17 protein-coding genes are annotated in these 19286 nt (G+C 70.2%); 5 read left to right on the top strand and 12 right to left on the bottom strand.

Going from position 1 to position 19286, the window contains the following annotated elements:
* Window positions 1–391: 391 nt before the first annotated feature.
* From QNO09_RS01755 to QNO09_RS01795, 9 genes are all read right to left on the bottom strand, one after another.
* A complete protein-coding gene (locus tag QNO09_RS01755) occupies window positions 392–631 on the bottom strand; it encodes a hypothetical protein (RefSeq protein WP_283968200.1) in 240 nt (79 codons plus the stop codon).
* 43 nt (window positions 632–674) lie between these two features.
* Window positions 675–914: a hypothetical protein gene (locus tag QNO09_RS01760; RefSeq protein WP_283968201.1), complete on the bottom strand. Its 240-nt coding sequence runs from the start codon at window positions 912–914 to the stop codon at window positions 675–677.
* Window positions 915–934: 20 nt separating this feature from the next.
* Entirely contained in the window at window positions 935–1141 is a 207-nt protein-coding gene (locus tag QNO09_RS01765) for a hypothetical protein (RefSeq protein WP_283968202.1), read from the bottom strand.
* Between the two features lie 464 nt (window positions 1142–1605).
* Window positions 1606–2355, bottom strand: coding sequence for a hypothetical protein (locus QNO09_RS01770; protein ID WP_283968203.1), 750 nt, complete (start codon window positions 2353–2355; stop codon window positions 1606–1608).
* Between the two features lie 583 nt (window positions 2356–2938).
* Window positions 2939–3748, bottom strand: a complete 810-nt coding sequence (locus QNO09_RS01775; protein ID WP_283968204.1) for a hypothetical protein — start codon at window positions 3746–3748, stop codon at window positions 2939–2941.
* Window positions 3749–3873: 125 nt separating this feature from the next.
* Window positions 3874–5916, bottom strand: coding sequence for a glycosyltransferase (locus QNO09_RS01780; RefSeq protein WP_283968205.1), 2043 nt, complete (start codon window positions 5914–5916; stop codon window positions 3874–3876).
* Between the two features lie 370 nt (window positions 5917–6286).
* The gene (locus QNO09_RS01785; protein WP_502962227.1) at window positions 6287–7528 is read right to left on the bottom strand and encodes an acyltransferase family protein; all 1242 of its coding nucleotides are present in this window, start codon (window positions 7526–7528) and stop codon (window positions 6287–6289) included.
* Between the two features lie 207 nt (window positions 7529–7735).
* Window positions 7736–9337 (bottom strand): peptide chain release factor 3, encoded by a 1602-nt coding sequence (locus QNO09_RS01790; protein ID WP_283968206.1) that lies wholly within the window; start codon window positions 9335–9337, stop codon window positions 7736–7738.
* Window positions 9334–9777 carry a MerR family transcriptional regulator gene (locus QNO09_RS01795; RefSeq protein ID WP_283968207.1) on the bottom strand — a complete coding sequence of 148 codons (444 nt, stop codon included), beginning with the start codon at window positions 9775–9777 and terminating at the stop codon, window positions 9334–9336. The genes QNO09_RS01790 and QNO09_RS01795 overlap by 4 nt, the downstream gene beginning before the upstream one ends.
* Window positions 9778–10010: 233 nt before the next feature.
* On the opposite strand from QNO09_RS01795, the gene QNO09_RS01800 reads away from it, so the two are divergent.
* From QNO09_RS01800 to QNO09_RS01815, 4 genes are all read left to right on the top strand, one after another.
* Window positions 10011–11039 (top strand): 6-phosphofructokinase, encoded by a 1029-nt coding sequence (locus QNO09_RS01800; RefSeq protein ID WP_283968208.1) that lies wholly within the window; start codon window positions 10011–10013, stop codon window positions 11037–11039.
* Window positions 11040–11163: 124 nt separating this feature from the next.
* Window positions 11164–11799 (top strand): antibiotic biosynthesis monooxygenase family protein, encoded by a 636-nt coding sequence (locus QNO09_RS01805; protein ID WP_283968209.1) that lies wholly within the window; start codon window positions 11164–11166, stop codon window positions 11797–11799.
* Between the two features lie 90 nt (window positions 11800–11889).
* Window positions 11890–13575, top strand: a complete 1686-nt coding sequence (locus QNO09_RS01810; RefSeq protein WP_283968210.1) for a ribonuclease J — start codon at window positions 11890–11892, stop codon at window positions 13573–13575.
* Window positions 13576–13630: 55 nt separating this feature from the next.
* Complete coding sequence (locus QNO09_RS01815; RefSeq protein ID WP_283968211.1) at window positions 13631–14362, top strand: polyamine aminopropyltransferase; 732 nt, start codon at window positions 13631–13633, stop codon at window positions 14360–14362.
* Window positions 14363–14402: 40 nt separating this feature from the next.
* Here the strand turns inward: QNO09_RS01815 and QNO09_RS01820 are convergent, their stop codons facing one another.
* A complete protein-coding gene (locus QNO09_RS01820) occupies window positions 14403–14789 on the bottom strand; it encodes a TetR family transcriptional regulator C-terminal domain-containing protein (RefSeq protein WP_349636943.1) in 387 nt (128 codons plus the stop codon).
* On the opposite strand from QNO09_RS01820, the gene QNO09_RS01825 reads away from it, so the two are divergent.
* Window positions 14686–15657 (top strand): MFS transporter, encoded by a 972-nt coding sequence (locus tag QNO09_RS01825; RefSeq protein WP_283968213.1) that lies wholly within the window; start codon window positions 14686–14688, stop codon window positions 15655–15657. The two genes, QNO09_RS01820 and QNO09_RS01825, sit on opposite strands and share 104 nt — an antisense overlap.
* Here the strand turns inward: QNO09_RS01825 and QNO09_RS01830 are convergent.
* The gene (locus QNO09_RS01830) at window positions 15654–17450 is read right to left on the bottom strand and encodes an ABC transporter ATP-binding protein (protein ID WP_283968214.1); all 1797 of its coding nucleotides are present in this window, start codon (window positions 17448–17450) and stop codon (window positions 15654–15656) included. The genes QNO09_RS01825 and QNO09_RS01830 overlap by 4 nt on opposite strands.
* Window positions 17447–19189, bottom strand: a complete 1743-nt coding sequence (locus QNO09_RS01835) for an ABC transporter ATP-binding protein (protein ID WP_283968215.1) — start codon at window positions 19187–19189, stop codon at window positions 17447–17449. The genes QNO09_RS01830 and QNO09_RS01835 overlap by 4 nt, the downstream gene beginning before the upstream one ends.
* Window positions 19190–19286: the final 97 nt, after the last annotated feature.

A 19286-nucleotide genomic window follows, 5' to 3' on the forward strand; every position in this document is an offset into this window, starting at 1 on the left:
CCCGTGCCTTCCAGGCTGCGACGGCGTCGGCTTCCAGCACCGCTACGACGCCGACGCCACAAGGGGACGGTCACCGCCGACCGGTGGCATCGGCCTGCCCAAGGTTTGGGCCGGGAATGGCGGCGATCGCCTGCCGGGCCGTGGGCGCCAGGGACGGTGACGGCGCCGCCTTCGACCGGCCCGGCCGCGTGCGTGGATGTGCGTGTGGCCCCGTGAACTCTTCCGGCGCCAGAGCCTTTCACCGCGGACGCGGGAGCGGGCTTCAGGTCGGCCGACGAGGTGGAATCGAGGGCGAGTGCGGGCCCCGGTGCCGTGCGGGAGCCGTTGGCCTTCCGTTCTCACTTCGAGGCCCTCAGGGGCGGAGGTTTGGAAATGAGGCGGCGGGCGCTGTTCAGTACGCCCACCAGCGGCCTGTGGACAGTTGTGGTACCCAGCGGGCCACGCCGTCCTCGCCGACGCGTCGTGCGTAGGCGGTCTTCACCTGGGCGCTGTGGACGGTGCAGGAACGGGACCAGTTCCCGCGGGTGTCGACGTACTCGAAGGCCACATCGCCGGTCTCCGTGCGGGTGGCGCGGCCTGCGGTGAGGATCATCTCGCTGCCGTCGGCCATTTCCAGCAGAAAGATCCCCATCAGATCCCTCCCATCGGCCGTGCAGGGCGTGGCGTACACGGGGTCAGTAGCACCACCAGGTGCCGGTCGTGGGCTGGGGAAGCCAGCCGTAGCCGCCGCCGTCGAGCGGGGCCTGCCGGAAGACCGCGGTCACCGCCTCGTCCGGGTACGTCTTCAACCGGACCGGGGGTCCGTGCTGGTTGGTGCGTTCCAGCACGATCTCCCCTCCAGCCGTGCGCCCGGCGGCGTCCGCCTCGATGACGGCGTCCTCGCCACTGGCGAGCTGGAGCATGAACAGGGCCATGATGCGACCGCCCCGCCGTCTCAGGCGCCGACGGGAACCCGCGGCAGGTCCTCCCAGACCTGGCGCAATTCCGTGTAGCGGCGGTCGGGCAGCGCCGAGAGGATCTGGAGGACTTCCGGGCGGGCGTCTACAGCGGCGATGAGCATGTCGTGCTTGCTCACGCCGCCGTTCGCGAACAGTCCGGCCAAGTGGTCGGCGATCTCGATGCGGGTGACCTCTTCGGCCATGGCTCTCCCCATGATGTGAATGCGTCAGCACGGTGTGCTCTCCGGCGGCGCTGCTGCACTGGTCGGGGCAGCCCGAACGGGCGGCTCTGGCACCGCTCCCGAGCAGTGGCCGAGGCAACGCAGCGGACACGGCCCGGGAGCGGCTTTCGAAAGCAGACCGACTAGGTCGGCGAGCAACACTACTCTAACGCAAGGGAAGGGTTGACTGGCAAGGGCCGTACGATGATCAGTCGTTCCCCGAGTGGGAGAAGGGGTGGACGCGCGCGCCAAAACTCCCCGTCCTTGACGCGAGGTGAGAGTATGCTGCCGGTTGGGCGGCGCCGTGGAGACTGGTGACACGCCGCCTCGCAGGCCCGAAGCCGTCCCCCCGTACGGCCCGGCCCGCGGCCGTACGCCCCAGGAGCGAAGTTCCCGCCCGTTCTGTGCTCCCGGGGCGTCGGCGTCTTCTCACTCACCGCTTCTTCTCACGGGTGGAGCAGGTGGAGGCGGCCCGGCAGGGCTTCGATACGCAGGGGGGCGTGGACGTCGTGGGCGGGTGTGCCGTCGATGTCCAGCCGGTAGGCACCCCAGGCCCGCTCGAAGCGCAGGCGCCGCACCTGCCGGGAGCCGAAGGCGTTGCCGCTGACCCTGAGCAGGTCCTTGTCGGTCAGGGTGACGCGCAGGGGCTGGTCCCCGGGTGCGGTGATCTTCTCGTTGTCCAGGATGAGACGCACCCTGCCGGGTTGCGGCTGCAGGGAGGCGATCACCGATTCGCGCGCCGCGATGTCGAAGGCGCCGCCGGACAGGTGCACACCCAGGACCGCACGGCGGTGTCCGCCGAGGCTGTTCAACTCCCCTCCCTCCTCTCCCTCCTGACGCTCGATGAGCAGCGGCAGGTGCCACAGCGCGGCAGCCCTCATGGCGTGCTCGGGCTGAGGTCCACCGGCGTACAGCAGGACGTCGGCACGAGGGCGCGGGACCGGCACGCGCCCCGGTTCGCGGTCACCCGCGTCGGGCACCAGACTCAGGTCAGCGGCGTGGATACCCCTCTCGGCGAGGCGGTTGCGCAGACTACGGGCGCGGTCGCGGTCGGCGCGACTGAAGCCACGCAGAACGCCGAGTACGGGCCGCGCAGCGGGCAGGGACCCGACGATCCGGGCGGCAGCCGTCACCAGGCACTCCGCCTCGATGTCGACTCTGGCCTCCGCGCGGGTGGAAGGCTGGCGGGACAGCATGCAGGCTCCTTGCTTGCTCAGGGCTCACCGGTTCGACACGCCGGCAACGGCGCCAGAGGCACGCACCGCGAAGACTCCCGGGGCCACTTCGGTCGGGGAGCGGGACGTGGGCTCGCGGACGGCGGCGCAGGACCGCCCCACGGTGGCCGTACCGCCCCGCTCCTGCCCTCAGAGCAGGACGCCGACAGCGTCGGAGGCCGTGCCTGTATCTCTAACCTAACGCGAGAGTTCGTTGAGTGTGAAGTAGCTTACTCAAGCACAGTGTGCATCTGACATCCTCACGCACGGGTAGAGTTGAGAGTGCCGACCGCGCATGGACACCCCGGTCGGCACGGCGACCCCGGCAGGTCCTCCATGCTGTATGGCCGGGGTCGCCGCCCCCGTCTTCCGGCCGCGTGTCCCGGCCGCATGTCCGAGGCCGCAGAGCAGCCCAGCGTCAAGAGCACGCTTTCGGCTGTGGCGCAAGATCACGCGACGAACGTGGGCGCTCGGCACCGCCGTCCACCGCGGGTGGCCCCCAGCCCCTCTCACGCACCATCCGCCGACACGAGCGGCACCGAGCAGGTTGCAATCATGCCGCTGCTCAGCGCAGACCAGCGGCCGGGTCGGAAGTGAGCCAGCCCCGGGCGCCCCAGAAGTCCACCGCGCGGCGGACCGTGTCCAGGGCGCGCTGCGACCGGTCGCTGCCGTCGTTCCAGTGGCCGAGGCACCAGTCGGCCAGTCGCTCGGGCGCACCGTCCTCGTCCAGTACGGTCAGCCGGTTGTGGGAGCCGAGGTGTGTGCCGAGCAGCAGCATCGCGGTGGCGTCGGCCTGACTGGACGCCTCGGTCATGAAGGCGGCGATTGCCTGTCGCACCGTGGGCACCATGGACGGTGGCCGGGCGGCTTTCGGGCCGGCTGCCTGCGGCCGGCTGCGGGGCGCCGCCGCCTTCCCTGCGGCGCCCGGCTCGGGGGCCTTCGGCACGGTGTCCTTCCGGGCGGGGGCGTTCGGCGGCACTTCCCGTGAGTCGGCAGGCGCCGGTGACGGCGCTTCCTGGGACTGCGGTGCGGCGGGGGCCGCCGGCCTCTGGGCGGCGCCGAGGCAGGCGGCCACGTAGTCACTGGGCACAGGAATGTTCTGGGAGATGGAGCTGTGCAGTGCCTCCGCGTCGCAACTGCGGCACAGCGGGAGTTCGCGCCAGCCGATGATGGACAGCTGCGTGCCGCGCGAGTGCCGCGTCATGGCCTGCGGCCGGTGCACGATGTCCTGGCCTCCGCAGCTCGCGCACCGCAGACCGCCGCGCATCCATTGCGCTCCGCACGTCAGGCAGGTGACCTTGATGTCACCGTCGCTCGGCTCGCCGCGCAGCTCCTCGTTCTCCCCGCACGCCGGGCACGCTGTCACTGCCGCCATCGTCTCCGGTCCTCCTTCCGGGAGAACAAGCCTACGGTGACGTGAGGATCGCCCCGCGTGCACAGGGGCCGTGGAAGTCCGCGGCCCCCTGCGACCCGTGGCTGTCCCGGGTCCGTATTCTCGCGTCAGGACGAGGTGCGGAGCCGTGGCCGGCGTAGCCGTCGGCGGATCGCGGCGGCCGGATCCAGGCGCCCCACGCGCAGGCGGAAGGTGTGTGGGGCGGAGAGCGGCTTGGCATAGGAAGGCCGGCCACGGCGCCAGAACCGCGCCGGGGACAGGCCGCGGGCAGGGGGCAGGGAAACCCGCACGGGTGCGCCGGGGATGTCCAGGAACAGGGAGAGCTCCCAGATGCCCGCCCGGAGAACTCGGGCAGCGTCGGCGACGGCGAGGCGCACTTCGAACGGGCCGGGGGCAGCGAGGGTGACGGTCTGGAAGGCGGCGAGGGTGACGGTCTCTCCGTCGCGGTCGGCCCGGACAGCGAGTTCGCCGGGCTCGAGGCCGGAGATGCCGGCATGTCCGGTGACGACGAGCGTCGCGGGGGCGTCCGGCGCCCAGGCGACCTTTCGCACCGTCATCCGCGAGCGCAGCGAGTGTTTGCGCTGCCCGATGTCGAGCGTCAGGTTGCCGTGCGGCTTGGTGAAGTACCCGGTGACGACCTGTGCCTCGTCCTCGGCGGTGCGGTTGATGCAGGACAGAGGCGTGGCGTCGACGTCGTCGGAGCGCTGGTTGCCGATGCGCACCTCCTTCTCGATGCCCTGGGTCCGCACGCACAGGGACACGTCCCACAGGCCCGGAGGCAGTGACCCGCCGGATGCGGCCTCGGCCAGGTCGATACGGGCGCTGAAGCCGGCCCGGTCGTAGTCGTACAGGCCCTCCCCGTCGGTCCGTGTCAGCTCCGGGGTGGCGGCAGGATCGGCCGGGAAGCGGTGCTCGACGCGGCTGTCGCGCTCACGCAGGACGACCTCGGTGGTGCTGTCGTGCGTGTCGACGCGGTGGATGTAGGCGTGACCGGTCAGCTGGAGTCGAGTGCCGACGAGGGCCGCGGTGGCCAGGTGGTGGCGTACGGGCAGTTGGCGGGTGAGGTCGTAGCACGCGTCCGGAATGCCCCGCTCGGGGTCGCGGAAGTGGGGGTAGGCGCCGAAGGCCCGGCCCTTGTCGACGATGACCTTCTCGCGCCGTCCGGAGCGGTCGAACGCCACGACCTCGCGCAGTTCGTCGAACATGCCGCAGCGGGCCAGGTGAAAGCGCAGCCGCGTCATCGCGGGCAGTTGCTCGGCGATGTCCTCGGTGCACCACTCGTCGAGCATCCGTCTGGTCTGGTCGAGCGCCGCATCGCGAATGCCGGGGTCGGTCTCGCGCACCAGATGGTTCAGGGCGCCGTTCAGGTCGACTTCCAGATGGCGCCGCACTAGCAGGTCACGCCGGGGGCCGGGCTCCACCTCTCGGGACAGCAGGTCGAACATCAGCCACAGGAACCGCAGACGGGGCTGGGTACCCGGGGTGGTGAGCGTGACGTTGGCGCCGTCGTCGCGCTCGACCCAGTAGTAGCAGTCGTAGTCGGCCACCACCGAGATCACATCGGCGTGCAGGTAGGCCATGGCCACGAACGGCTGGTCCTCACCGACTCTCAGATCGGTGCGGAACCGCAGCCCGAGGCGCTCGATCAGGTCCCGCCGGAAAAGCTTGAGCGGATTGAGGGTCCAGTACACGCGGGAGGCGAACAGGTCCGCCTTCGGCTGGTTGCGCCTGAACATGGAACGAGGTGCGCCGCGCCCGCCGACACCCACCATCTTGCCGAGGACCACATCCGAACCCTGAGCTTCGGCCATAGCGACCATACGCGCCAGGGCTTCGGGGCCGAGGTAGTCGTCGGCGTCCAGGAAGAAGACGTACCGGCCGCGGGCCAGCTCCAACCCCGCGTTGCGCGGCGCCGACGGGCCGCCGGAGTTGGCCTGGTGCACCACCCGCAGTACATCGGGGAACTCGGCGGCCAGCCGGTCCAGTTCGGCACCGGTGCCGTCCGTGGACCCGTCGTCTACGGCGATCAACTCGATGCGGTCATGGCCGATGGTCTGTTCGACCACGGACATCACACACCGGGTCAGATAGGGCATCGCGTTGTACGCGCCGACCACCACGGTGACATCGGGTATGACCGTGTCCTGCACATCACGCAATGAACTCGACCCTCTCGTAACAGAAAGAATGAAAGGCGCGGGCGGATGACACGGCACGGCACCACACACAGGGGGCGGGCAGGCATCTCCGCGGATCGCCACGGGCACGACAGGCATGAGTCAGCCACCCCGTCAGAGCCTGAACGCAACCGGCAGCACCCAGATTACCAGCAGAGTTTGCCCGTGATTTACCTTCCAACCGCAGACGCACCTTCACTCCAGAGGTGCGGGCGCACGGGAAGGAGCGATCACCGCAAGCCGAACAGGCCGGCTGCGAACGGAGACCCGGCAGGCAGCGACAAATATCACGTGACGTGAAGGTCTTGCCTGTGGGTCGACGCCGCACCCGGCCTTCGCGGGTTCAGGACCGTACGGTCTCCCGCACACGATGCGCCGCAGCGGAGGAGTGAGCCGCGGGCGGCGTCCCGCGGTCGTGGGCCTGGTCCGCGCGGAAGGCCCACGACAGCTCCGGCTCGGTCACCGGCCGGAGAGCACGGCGGACCGGCGGGGCACACATCAGGGTGACGGCTGCCGCGGTGGCCAGCGACAGGACGACCTTGCCCGCGGGGTCGTGCAGCCAGAGGTGGGTCTCGAAGACGCCCACATATTCGGCTCCCTTGATGAGGAAGCCGTGCAGCAGGTAGCCGCAGATCGTGCCGGCACCCAGCACGGTGAACCACATGCGCCGGCCAGGCACCAAGGACAGGAACGCGGCTGTCAGCAACAGCGCGCAGACGAACGTCACGACCGTCATGACCGGCCCGGTCCACCAGGGCTCTCCGAGCTCCTGCGCGCTGTCGCCGTGCGCGAACCAGGCCACCCGCATGCGGGTGGCCGCCCAGTACGCCACGCCGAGGGCGCCCACGAACAACGGCACGGCCAGCAACCGGACTTCACGGCGCCGCACGAGTGCCACATGCTCCGGCCTCAAACACAGGCCGAGAACGAAGTAGGGCAGGAACTGCAGGACCCGCTGGAGGTTGAGGTCCTCCCCGATCGCCGGCGAGGTGGAGGCCAGGGCGGCGATGACCAGCGCGAGCGCCAGCGGATGGCGCAGCCGCTGCCACAGCGGGGTGGTGAGCCGCCAGACGAGCAGCGCGGCGAGAAACCAGGTGAGGAACCAGGGATCGAGAAGGCTGATCGCGTGGTCGGGAGCGTCGTCGACATACCGCTTGAACAGCGAGTACGCCGTCTCGAAAACCACGTAGGGCACCACGATGGTCGACACCAGACGCCGGAGCTGACGGGGCGAGCCGGTGAAACCGCGCGAGAGGTAGCCGGACAGGACGATGAACGCCGGCATATGGAAGGCGTAGACCAGCATGTACAGCGCCTTGGTCGCCCGGGTCCATTCCACAGCCTCCCAGGAGTGCGCCACCGCGACCAGGACGATCAGCAGGTACTTCGCATTGTCGAGGAACGCGTCCCGCTCCTTGACCGGCCCGCCCCCTCCTCTCCTCAGCGCTTGCGGATCGGGCGGTTTGGAGGCGGCGCTCTGCAGTTCGTGCGGCAAGACTCTTCCTTCTCGTGAGGGAAGTGCGGGGAGGCGAGACCCGGCCGAAAGAGGCACGGCGGACCGACGGGCAACAGGCCAGACAGACATACACGCCCCGGTCTACTCGACCAGGAGGCCACCTACGGGGGCTCGGACAGCCACCGTAGCAGGCGTTTTACCTTCCCTTTGCCGAGCGGTGGTGAAAAATCAATCCGCACCCCGTTCATGGGCTCGAAGGCCGCTGGTCACCGGCCCGACCGCAGCGGTAGGCACCCACCACCCTCCCGTCGCGTGAGATATTACACAGGCGCCTCCTCAGTCGTGGGCGGCGATGAGGTGGCCGAGGCGGGCGTCGGGGAACTCCCGCTCGAAGGAGCCCGCCTGCCAGCGGTCGGGGAAGAGAGCGAGCTGCGCCTTGTCCCGGATGCGGGTGAGGGCTTCGCCCTTGACGATCCGGGAGCGGTTGAGGGCTTCCGCCCCGGCGGTGTCTGTTGCGCGGGCCAGGCGGTAGGGCAGCGTCTCCAGCTTCACCGGGGAGGAGAACTCCCCGGCCATGCGGGCGCTGACGACGTCGAACTGCATCGGGCCGACTGCGGCCAGTACCGGCGCCTGGTCCCCGCGCAGGTCGGAGACCAGGACCTGGACCACGCCCTCCTCGTCCAGCTGCGCGATGCCGCGCCTGAACTGCTTGGACCGGCCGAGGTCTACCGGGCGGGCCACGGCGAAATGCTCGGGCGCGAAGGTGGGCATCGGCGGGAAGACGGCCGCCTGGTCGGCATAGAGGGTGTCGCCGACCCGCAGGGCGGTGGCGTTGACCAGGCCGACCACGTCGCCGGGGTAGGCGATGTCGACCATGGAACGGTCCTGGCCGAAGACGCTGTGCGCGTACTTGGTGGCGAACGGCTTGCCGGAGGCGGCGCGCGTGACGGTCATGCCGCGCTCGAAGATGCCCGAGCACACGCGCATGAAGGCGATCCGGTCCCGGTGGGCGGGGTCCATGTTGGCCTGCACCTTGAACACCAGCCCCGAGAACGGCGCATCGACGGGCCGGGCGCCGCCGCCCTCCAGCTCGCGCGGGCCGGGCTGCGGGGCGAGGTCGACGATCGCGTCCAGCAGCAGCCGTACGCCGACGTTGGAGATCGCCGCACCGAAGAACACCGGCGTGGCCCGGCCCGCCAGGAACCCCTCCTGATCGTGGACAGCACCGTCGGCACCCAGCAACTCCAGTTCCTCGGCGGCCTTGTCCCAGTCCGCGCCGTCCTCGGCGGCGGCCTGTTCGGCCGGGACGGTCTCCTCTATGGCCTCGTGGGCGCCGCCGGGGGTGCGGGTGTAGCGCAGCATGCGCCCGGGATCCCGTACGTCGATCAGTCCGCGCAGGTATCCGGCGTCGCCGACCGGCCAGGTGACCGGGGTGGGCTTGAGGCGGAACTCACGCTCGATCTCGTCCATCAGCTCCAGCGCTTCACGGCCGGGCCGGTCCCACTTGTTGACGAACGTGATGACCGGGATGCCGCGGTGCCGGCAGACGTCGAAGAGCTTGCGGGTCTGCTCCTCCAGTCCCTTGGCGGCGTCGATGAGCATCACCGCGCAGTCCACCGCGGCCAGCACGCGGTAGGTGTCCTCGGAGAAGTCCGCGTGGCCGGGGGTGTCCAGCAGGTTCAGTACGCATCCCCGATGGGCGAACTGCAGCACCGCGGACGTGACCGAGATGCCACGGGCCTTCTCCATCTCCATCCAGTCCGAGGCCACCCCGCGCCGCCCGGCCTTGCCGTGCACCGCGCCCGCCTCGGTGATCGCTTGCGCGTGCAGGGCGAGGGCCTCGGTCAGGGTGGACTTGCCCGCGTCGGGGTGGCTGATCACGGCGAACGTCCGCCGACGGACCGCCTCCGAGGCTGCCCACTGACTGCCCGCACTCATCGCACCGCCTCCGTGTCCGCCGCGCTCCCGGCTTCCACGAGCCGAGCCAGATGGCCGTGCAGGGAGCGGGCGAAGTCCTCCGCCTCAGCCAGTTGCCGTCGCAGGTCCTCGCACCGCGCGTCGGCCTCTACCCAGTACTTGCGCAACCGTGCCACCAGTTCCTCGTGTGCCTGCTCATCACTCGCCGGCAACGGCGCTCCGCCGGGGAGCTGTTCCAGCAGCTCCAGCACGGCGCGCACGTCCTCCAGGCAGAAGCCCAGCGGCCGCATCCGCCGCACCAGCGCCAGTCGGCGCACCTCGGCCTCGGTGTAAAGGCGGAAGCCACCCGCACTACGCTCGCTGGGAGCCACCACACCGACGTCCTCGTAGTGGCGGATCGTCCGCAGCGACAGCCCCGTGCGCTCGGACACCTCACCGATCTGCATCAGCCTTCCGGTCACGGCCTCACCGCCTCGCCTTATCGCCCGGCGCCCTTGCCGGACTACAAACCTACCCTCTCGTTACGGTAGGTTTGCAAGTGAGTGGACGCGACGGCCTCACCCACCCTGACCGCCGCCGTCGTTCACGGCAGCGCCACCCACTCCCCTTCGGGGTGGCGCTGTCCGCCACTCGCCTCGGCCGCGGGCAACCGGCCTGATGCCGCACATCCATCTCCCTTGGAGTCAGCACCGTCATGCGCATGGGTGTCCTCACGTCCGGCGGCGACTGCCCCGGCCTGAACGCCGTCATCCGGTCCGTCGTGCACCGCGCCGTCGTCGACCACGGCGACGAGGTCATCGGCTTCCGGGACGGCTGGAAGGGCCTCCTGGAGTGCGACTACCTCAAGCTCGACCTCGACGCGGTGGGTGGCATCCTCGCCCGCGGCGGCACGATTCTCGGGTCCTCCCGGGTCCAGCCCTCCCATCTGCGGGACGGTGTGGAGCGGGCCAGGGGCCATGTCGAGGAGCTCGACCTCGACGCGATCATCCCGATCGGCGGCGAGGGCACGCTCAAGGCCGCGCGGCTGATGTCGGACAGCGGTCTGCCCGTCGTGGGTGTGCCGAAGACGATCGACAACGACATCGCGGTCACGGACGTCACGTTCGGCTTCGACACGGCCGTGGGGGTGGCGACCGAGGCCCTGGACCGGCTGAAGACCACCGCCGAGTCCCACCAGCGGGTGCTGGTGGTCGAGGTCATGGGCCGGCACACCGGCTGGATCGCGCTGCACTCCGGCATGGCGGCCGGCGCCCACGCCATCGTCGTACCCGAGCGCCCCTTCGACATAGAGGAGCTGACCCGGCGGGTCGGCGAGCGGTTCGAGGCGGGCAAGCGCTTCGCGATCGTCGTGACGGCGGAGGGGGCCAAGCCCCGGGCCGGGACCATGGAGTTCGACGAGGGCGGCAAGGACATCTACGGGCACGAGCGGTTCGCCGGGATCGCCCGTCAGCTGTCGGTCGAGCTGGAGGGGCGGCTCGGCAAGGAGGCCAGGCCCGTGATCCTCGGGCATGTGCAGCGCGGTGGCACGCCGACCGCCTACGACCGGGTGCTGGCCACCCGGTTCGGGTGGCACGCGGTGGAGGCCGTGCACCGGGGCGAGTTCGGGCGGATGACCGCGCTACGGGGCACCGACATAGTGATGGTGCCGCTCGCGGAGGCCGTGGAGACGCTGAAGACCGTGCCGGAGGACCGGTACACCGAAGCTGAACGCGTCGTGGTGTGACATGAGCCGCCGCCCACGTGCCCGGCGTCTGCCTTGGGGCTCGGTAAAGCAGTTGCCCAGCCGGGCCCCCGCCGCCGCATCATCGTCGGGACCCGACCGCCCCTCACGTTTCAGGGAGATCTCGTTGACCACCGACCGCTTCCCGGACCTCGCCCGCACCGGCACGGCCGTGATCGGCACCCGGTACGTCGGAGACGCCGACCGGCAGCAGCTCGTCACCGATGCCGAAGCCAACGCTCTGGACTGCACGGCCCCGCCCCGTGGCCTTGCCGCCGTCAGCTGGTTCGCGAGCACGGACGGCCAGACCCTGCTGACGCTCGCACAGTGGGACAGCGCCCTGGCACACGACACATACCTGCGTGGCGGCGGCTACGCGGCCCCACTGGCCGGCCCGCCCCGCTACCGCCTCCACCACAGCCTGAACGAGGAAAACGAGACCCGCGTCCCGGGCTGCCTGATCACCGCGGCCTTCGACGTCGACGGACCCGAGCGCCAGCGCCACCTCGTCAACAGCCTCATCGCCGTTCAGCCCGAGGACGGCGGGCATCCCGGGGCGATCTCGGCCCACTTCCTGCTGAGCGCCGACGGCACCAGAGTGCTCCTCCACACCGAGTGGACCAGCATCGAGGCGCACCGGGAAGCCGCCGAGGCCGGCGACCACGACAAGGCTCACGACATCATGTCGGGAACTCCCGGCGTACGCCTCACCCACGGCGGGCGCTACCGCCTCCACCGCTCACTGTCCCTGCGCCTACCGTGACCGGCGCACCCCGGCTTCGCGCCGTCCCTCACCTCACATCACCCGGCAGGCAGTGGATCGTCCCGGCAGACTCTTCGGTAACGTGAGGGTATGAGCCATCCGCACCCCGAACTCAAAGCCGCCCCGCCACTGCCCGAGGGAGGGCTGAGGGTCACCGCCCTGGGCGGCCTGGGCGAGATCGGCCGGAACATGACCGTGTTCGAGCATGCCGGCAAGCTGCTGATCGTGGACTGCGGGGTGTTGTTCCCGGAGGAGAACCAGCCCGGCGTGGACGTGATCCTGCCGGACTTCACCTCGATCCGGGACCGCCTCGACGACATCGTCGCCGTCGTCCTCACGCACGGCCACGAAGACCACATCGGCGGCGTGCCCTATCTGCTGCGAGAGCGGTCCGACATCCCCGTCGCCGGCTCCAAGCTCACCCTCGCCTTCATCGAGGCCAAGCTCAAAGAGCACGGCATCCGACCGCGGACGGTACGGGTGAAGGAGGGCGACCGGCGGGGCTTCGGTCCCTTCGACTGCGAGTTCGTGGCCGTCAACCACTCCATCCCGGACGGTCTCGCGGTGGCCCTGCGCACCGGAGCCGGGCTGGTGCTGCACACCGGTGACTTCAAGATGGACCAGTTCCCTCTGGACGACCGGATCACCGACCTGCGCGCCTTCGCCCGCCTCGGCGAGGAGGGCGTGGACCTGTTCCTCACCGACTCCACCAACGCCGAGGTCCCCGGCTTCACCACCTCCGAACGCGAGCTGAACCCCGCGATCGAGCAGGTGATGCGCACCGCCCCGCGCCGGGTCATCGTCTCCAGCTTCGCCAGCCACGTGCACCGCATCCAGCAGGTCCTGGACGCCGCCCACGCGCACGGCCGCAAGGTGGCCTTCGTGGGCCGCTCCATGGTCCGCAACATGGGCATCGCCCGCGACCTGGGCTATCTCAAGGTCCCGTCCGGCCTGGTCGTGAGCACCAAGGAGCTGGAAAAGCTCCCCGACCACAAGATCACCCTGGTGTGCACCGGCTCCCAGGGCGAACCGATGGCCGCACTGTCACGGATGGCCAACCGCGACCACCAGATCCGCATCGGCAAGGGCGACACCGTCCTGCTCGCCAGCTCCCTCATCCCCGGCAACGAGAACGCCATCTACCGGGTGATCAACGGCCTGACCCGGTGGGGCGCCAACGTCGTCCACAAGGGCAACGCCAAGGTGCACGTCTCCGGCCACGCCAGCGCCGGGGAACTCGTCTACTGCTACAACATCGTCCGGCCCCGCAACGTCATGCCCGTCCACGGCGAGTTCCGCCACCTGCGGGCCAACGCCGACCTCGCCATCCGCACCGGCGTCGACCCCGACCGGGTCGTCATCGCCGAGGACGGCGTCGTCGTCGACCTCGTCGACGGCCGCGCCGCCATCACCGGCAAGGTCCCCGCGGGCAACGTCTACGTGGACGGAATGGAAGTCGGCGGCGCAACCGAAGCGTCCCTCAAGGACCGCGTCACCCTTGCCCAGGAGGGCGTCATCACGGTCGTGGCCATCGTCGACACCGACACCGGCGCCCTCGCCGAGGCCCCCGACTTCCTGGCCCGCGGCTTCGTCCACGACGACACCACCTTCGAGCCCGTCGTTCCCGTCATCGAGAAGACCCTGGCCACCGCCGCCGAGGAAGGCGTCGGCGACGCCCACCAGCTCGAACAGCTCATCGCCCGCGCCGTGGCCAACTGGGCCTTCCGCACCCACCGCCGCAGGCCACTGATCATCCCCGTCATCATCGACGCCTGACCGGGGCCGCCGCCCCAACACCAGCACACCGAAGAGCCAGACAAAAGGGGAACGGATGAGCCTGCGCTTCGAGGAGATCGACTGGCAGCCGACACCGATCGGCGAGATCAGTCTGCGTCGGCGCCGTCACCCGGTGTCGGGCGACGACGTGTACGAGGTCAAGCTCGGTGACGAGTTCCTGATGTCCAGCCTCTTCACCACCGGTGAGATCGCGCTCGCCGAACTCGCCCTGGCCAAGCTGCCGGAGGACACCGAACTGGATGTCGCGGTCGGCGGACTCGGGCTCGGGTATACCGCCGAGGCGGCCCTGGACGACCCCCGGGTGCGCTCGCTGACCGTGATCGACGCGCTCGCCGAAGTCATCGACTGGCACCGGCGGGGCCTGGTGCCCCTCGGGGCCCGGCTGTCCTCGGACGACCGCTGCCGCCTGGTGCACGGGGACTTCTTCGCGCTCGCCGCCGACCCCGGCGGTCTGGACCCGAAGGAGCCGGGCCGCCGCTTCCACGCCATCCTGCTGGACGTCGACCACTCACCACGCCATGTGCTCCATCCCCGGCACGCGGCGCTCTACCAGCCCGCCGGGCTCCGCGCTCTCGCTGAGCATCTCCACCCCGGCGGGGTGTTCGCGCTGTGGTCGAACGACCCGCCGGACGACGACTTCACCGCCGCACTCACCCAGGTCTTCGCACAGGCAGCGGCCCATGTCGTCGACTTCGACAATCCCCTGCAAGGCGGCACCTCGGCCAACACCGTCTACCTGGCAGGCAAAGCACCGGACGCGCCGTAGGGCGGCGGTTCGACCCGACTGGGCGATGCGGCGCGTCCGCTCACGTACGGCAGAACAGCCGTTCCAGGTGGTAGCCCAGCACCTTCATGGCGGACTCCGGGGTGCGGTGGCCGACCAGAACGCTCGTACCGAGGCCGTGGCTGAGGGCGAGCAGGCGTACGGACTCGACGCTCGGGTCCGCTTGTGGGTCGAGGGCACCATCCGTCTGCGCCTGCCGCAGCAAATCGGCGAGTCGGCCCTCCAGGCGCTCCGGGCCCTCGGCGAGAGGCTCGGCGGCGAGTTCGGGGTCGGTCATCGCCAGCATCGCGCACGAGGTCCACAGGATGTGGAAGGTCCTGCTCGCCTCGTCGGTGGGCAGGGCCGCGATCGGCGGCGCGTTGACCGAGTACCTGTCGTGGCGCTGGGTCCTGCTGGTCAACGTGCCCATCGGGGCGGCGGGTGTGCTCCTGGGCGCGCGACTCCTGCCGGGCGGACGGGACAGCGGGGCCGGCCCACGCCTCGACATCCCGGGGGCCGCACTCGCGACCGCCGGGATCGCCGCGCTCACCTACGGACTGGCCCAGGCGGACTCACACGGCTGGAGCGATGCCATGACCGTGGGAGCTACGGCGGCCGGGGTGCTGGTGATGGCGGGCTTCGTCTGGGTGGAGGCGCGAGTGGCGCCGGCGCCTTTGGTGCCCTTACGGCTCTTCCGGATCCGGTCCGTGGGCGTGGGCAACCTGATCCTGCTGCTGACCGGAGCCTGCCTCATTCCGATGTGGTACTTCCTCTCCCTGTACATGCAACAGGTCCTGCACTATGGGCCGTTGCGCACGGCGGTCGGTTTCCTGCCGCACACCCTGATCACGATGGCTGTCGGCGCCCGCCTCACGCCCCGCCTGCTGCAGTACGCCGAGCCACGCACGCTGATCATCACCAGCGCCGCCGTCTCGGCGGCCGGCTTCTGGTGGCAGAGCCGCATCACCCCCGAAAGTGGCTACCTCGATGGTGTACTGGGCCCGGCGCTGCTGATCTCCGTCGGCGGCGGGCTCCTGCTCACCCCGATCACCAGCGCGGTCACCAGCGGCGTCGACCCGGCCGACGCGGGAGCCGCCTCCGGGCTGATGAACACCACCAAGCAGGTCGGCGGTGCGCTCGGCATCGCCGTGCTCTCCGCGGTCGCCGCCGCCGAGGTCCCCGGCGTGCGGGCGCTCACTGGCGGATACGCGCGGGCGTTCCTGGCCATTGCCGGGGTCTTGGCCGTTGTCGCCGTCGTGTCGCTCGCCCTGCCGCACCGCCGGGAGGGGACCCGTTAGACGGGGAGTGTCGCCGGCTGGGTGAACTGGGCCTCGTACAGGCGCGCGTACGCCCCGCCGGCCTCCAACAGTTCCTCGTGCGTGCCCTGTTCGATGATGCGGCCCGCTTCCATGACCAGGATGGTGTCGGCGTCGCGGATGGTGGAGAGCCGGTGGGCGATGACGAAGCTGGTGCGGCCGGTGCGCAGGTCGGCCATGGCGTGCTGGACCAGGGCCTCGGTGCGGGTGTCGACCGAGGAGGTGGCCTCGTCGAGCACGAGGATCGACGGCTGGGAGAGGAAGGCGCGGGCGATGGTGAGCAGTTGCCGTTCGCCGGCGCTGAGGCCCTCGCCGTTCTCGTCGAGGACGGTGTCGTAGCCGTCGGGAAGGGTGCGGACGAAGTGGTCGGCGCGGGCCGCCTTCGCCGCCTCCACGATCTCCTCGTGTGTGGCGTCGTCCTTGCCGTAGGCGATGTTGGCGGCGATGGTGCCTTCGAAGAGCCAGGTGTCCTGGAGCACCATGCCGATGCGGGCGCGCAGTTCGGTGCGGGGCAGGGTGGCGATGTCGGTGCCGTCGAGGGTGATGCGGCCTGCGGTGGGTTCGTAGAAGCGCAGCAGCAGGTTGACCAGGGTGGTCTTGCCTGCGCCGGTGGGGCCGACGATGGCGACGGTCTGGTGCGGGGTGACGGTGAGATCCAGGTTCTCGATCAGCGGCTCGGCCGGCTCGTAGCGGAAGGAGACCTGCTCGAACTCCACCTTGCCCCTGACGTGTGGGAGTCGCTGCGGGATCGCGGGGTCGGGGGTCTGCTCGTCGGCATCGACGAGTTCGAAGAGGCGTTCCGCCGACGCGAGGCCGGACTGGACGATGTTGACCAGGGCGGCGGCCTGGGTGATGGGGTTGTTGAACTGAAGGGTGTAGGTGATGAACGCCTGGATCTCGCCGATCGTCATCGCTCCTGAGGCTACCCGCAGCCCGCCGAGGACGGCGACGGCCACGAAGGTGACGTACCCGAGGAAGGCCAGGGCGGGTTCAATGACGCCGGAGAAGAACTGGGCCCGGCGGCCGGCCTCGAACGCGGCGTGGTTGCGCTGGTCGAAGGCCCGCTGGGCATCCTCGCCCCGGCCGAAGAGCAGCACCTGGTCGTGTCCGGTGAACATTTCCTCGACGTGTGAGCTGAGTTCTCCGGTGGCCCGCCACTGCTTGGTGAACTCGGGCTGTGAGCGGCGGCCGAGCAGCCGGGTGACGACTGCGGCCACCGGCAGGGACGCCACCGCGACCAGGGTGAGCAGCGGCGACAGCCACAGCATCATGCCCAGCACGCCGACGACACTGAGCAGCGACACCGCGATCTTGGTAAGGAGCTGCTGGAGGGTGAGGGCGATGTTGTCGGCGTCGTTGGTGAGCCGGGAGATCAGGTCACCGCGCGGGCGGCGATCGAGGTAACTCAGCGGCAGGACGGTGAGCTTGGCCGATGCCTGCTCGCGCAGCCGGTAGGCGGTGCGCTGGCCGATGTCCTGGGCCAGCCGCCCGCGGGCGAGGGCGCAGGACGCGGAGACGACGACGAACACGGCCGCCAACGCGAGCACCCGCCCGACCCGCGCGAAGTCCACTCCCCCGTCGGCCGCCCCGTGCACGATCAGGTCGGTCGCGTGGCCGAGGATCATCGGCACGGACACGGTCAGCGCCACGCTCACCACACTCAGCGCCAGGCACAAAATCAGCAGGCGCCGGTCGGGGCCCAGGGCGCGCAGCAGTCGTACGGCCGTCCGGCGGAAGTCCTGGGGTTTGGCGGTGCGTGCGGCTTCGGCCGTCATACGGCCGCCTCCTCTGCGGTCATCTGGGAGAGGACGATCTCCCGGTAGGTGGGGCTGGCGTCCATCAGTTCGCTGTGCGTGCCGCTCGCCTCGACCCGGCCCTCGTCCAGGACGACAATGCGATCGGCGTGGCGGACGGTGGCCACACGCTGGGCGACGATGACGACCGTCGTACCCGCGGTCCGCTCGGCCAGCGCGGCGCGCAGGCGGGCATCGGTGGCCGCGTCCAGCGCGGAGAAGGAGTCGTCGAAGAGATACACATCCGGCCGGGCCAGCAACACCCGCGCGATGGCCAGGCGCTGACGCTGCCCGCCCGACAGGTTGCTGCCGCCCTGCGCAACGGGGGCGTCCAGTCCCTCGGGCAGGGCCTCGACGAAGTCACGTGCCTGCGCGGTCTCAAGCGCCTGCCACAGTTCATCGTCGGTCGCCTGCGGGCGTCCGTAGCGCACCGTGGAGGCGATGGTGCCGGAAAAGAGGTACGGCTTCTGTGACACCAGCCCGACCGTCGCCGCCAGCGTGGCCCGGTCCATCTCGCGTACGTCCGTACCGCCGACGAGGACCTGTCCCTCACTCGCGTCGAAGAGCCGGGGTATCAGGTGCAGCAGCGTCGTCTTGCCACTGCCGGTCGAGCCGACGATCGCAAGTGTCCGGCCGGGCCGGGCGGTCAAGGACACTTCGCGCAGGACGGGCTCCTCGGCACCCGGGTAGCGGAAGCCGACGCCACGCAGCTCCAGACGGCCGGGCCCATGCAGATCGGTGACCGGCGAGGCGGGCAGGGTCAGGCTGCTGCTGGTGTTCAGGACTTCGCGCAGGCGCGTCGCGCACACGCTCGCCCGAGGCGACAGCAGGAACGCCATCATCGCCATCATCACGGCCTGCAGGATCTGCGTGAGGTACTGCAGGAACGCGATCAGCGTCCCGGCCTGCATCCCGCCGCCGTCCACCCGATGCCCGCCGAACCACAGCACGGCGATCCCCGAGAACTCCATGATCAGCATCGCGGTCGGCATCCCGAACGCCTGCATCCGCCCCAGCCGCAGGCCCACATCGAGCAGGTCCCGGTTGACCTCGGCGAACCGCTCCTGCTCGTACCGGTCGCGCACGAAGGCCCGTACCACCCGGATCCCGGTGATCTGCTCCCGCACCACCTTGGTGACCCGGTCCACCCGCTGCTGCAACGAGGCCGACAGCGGCATCTGCCGCCCGAAGATCACACCCATGGCCACGGTCAGCACCGGCAGCACCACCACGAGCAGCAACGACAACGGCGCGTCCAGACGCACCGCCATCACCAGCGCGCCCACGCCCATCACCGGAGCAGCCACCACCAGCGTGAACACCAGCACGACCAGGGTCTGGATCTGCTGCACGTCGTTGGTCGTCCGCGTGATCAACGAGGCCGCGCCGAAGCGCCCGACCTCCCGCACGGAGAAGGTCTGTACCCGGGCGAAGACCTGGGCCCGGAGATCCCTCCCAAGCGCCATCGCCGTCCGCGCGCTCACATACACGGCTCCGGCAGCGCACGTCATCTGCACCAGCGTCACGCCGAGCATCACCCCACCGACCCGCAGCACATGCCCCGTGTCACCGGTCAGCACGCCGTGGTTGATGGCGTTGGCGTTCAGCGTCGGCAGATACAACGTCGCAGTGATCTGCACCAGCTGCAGAGCGCCGATCGCGGCCACGGACCCGGCATAGGGGCGCAGGCCGGCGGCCAACAGGCGTAACAGGACGTTCACGCGGGCCCTCCTTGTGCGGCTGGAAGGAAGGCGGGCGCCGGGGCGAACAGGCAGGAAGGCGTGGACATGGCGTACTCCGGGCCGAACATCGTAAAAA

It is taken from the genome of Streptomyces sp. 378 (assembly GCF_030124145.1).
Taxonomy (GTDB): Bacteria; Actinomycetota; Actinomycetes; order Streptomycetales; family Streptomycetaceae; genus Streptomyces.

Bases quoted from the DNA above. Each gene is read 5' to 3' on its own strand.
- QNO09_RS01800 (WP_283968208.1), top strand. From the start codon at position 10,011: ATGCGCATGGGTGTCCTCACGTCCGGCGGCGACTGCCCCGGCCTGAAC.
- QNO09_RS01825 (WP_283968213.1), top strand. From the start codon at position 14,686: ATGTGGAAGGTCCTGCTCGCCTCGTCGGTGGGCAGGGCCGCGATCGGC.
- QNO09_RS01785 (WP_502962227.1), bottom strand. From the start codon at position 7,528: ATGTCTGTCTGGCCTGTTGCCCGTCGGTCCGCCGTGCCTCTTTCGGCC.
- QNO09_RS01755 (WP_283968200.1), bottom strand. From the start codon at position 631: ATGGGGATCTTTCTGCTGGAAATGGCCGACGGCAGCGAGATGATCCTC.
- QNO09_RS01765 (WP_283968202.1), bottom strand. From the start codon at position 1,141: ATGGCCGAAGAGGTCACCCGCATCGAGATCGCCGACCACTTGGCCGGA.
- QNO09_RS01830 (WP_283968214.1), bottom strand. From the start codon at position 17,450: ATGACGGCCGAAGCCGCACGCACCGCCAAACCCCAGGACTTCCGCCGG.
- QNO09_RS01815 (WP_283968211.1), top strand. From the start codon at position 13,631: ATGAGCCTGCGCTTCGAGGAGATCGACTGGCAGCCGACACCGATCGGC.
- QNO09_RS01790 (WP_283968206.1), bottom strand. From the start codon at position 9,337: ATGAGTGCGGGCAGTCAGTGGGCAGCCTCGGAGGCGGTCCGTCGGCGG.
- QNO09_RS01770 (WP_283968203.1), bottom strand. From the start codon at position 2,355: ATGCTGTCCCGCCAGCCTTCCACCCGCGCGGAGGCCAGAGTCGACATC.
- QNO09_RS01810 (WP_283968210.1), top strand. From the start codon at position 11,890: ATGAGCCATCCGCACCCCGAACTCAAAGCCGCCCCGCCACTGCCCGAG.
- QNO09_RS01820 (WP_349636943.1), bottom strand. From the start codon at position 14,789: ATGGGCACGTTGACCAGCAGGACCCAGCGCCACGACAGGTACTCGGTC.
- QNO09_RS01760 (WP_283968201.1), bottom strand. From the start codon at position 914: ATGGCCCTGTTCATGCTCCAGCTCGCCAGTGGCGAGGACGCCGTCATC.
- QNO09_RS01775 (WP_283968204.1), bottom strand. From the start codon at position 3,748: ATGGCGGCAGTGACAGCGTGCCCGGCGTGCGGGGAGAACGAGGAGCTG.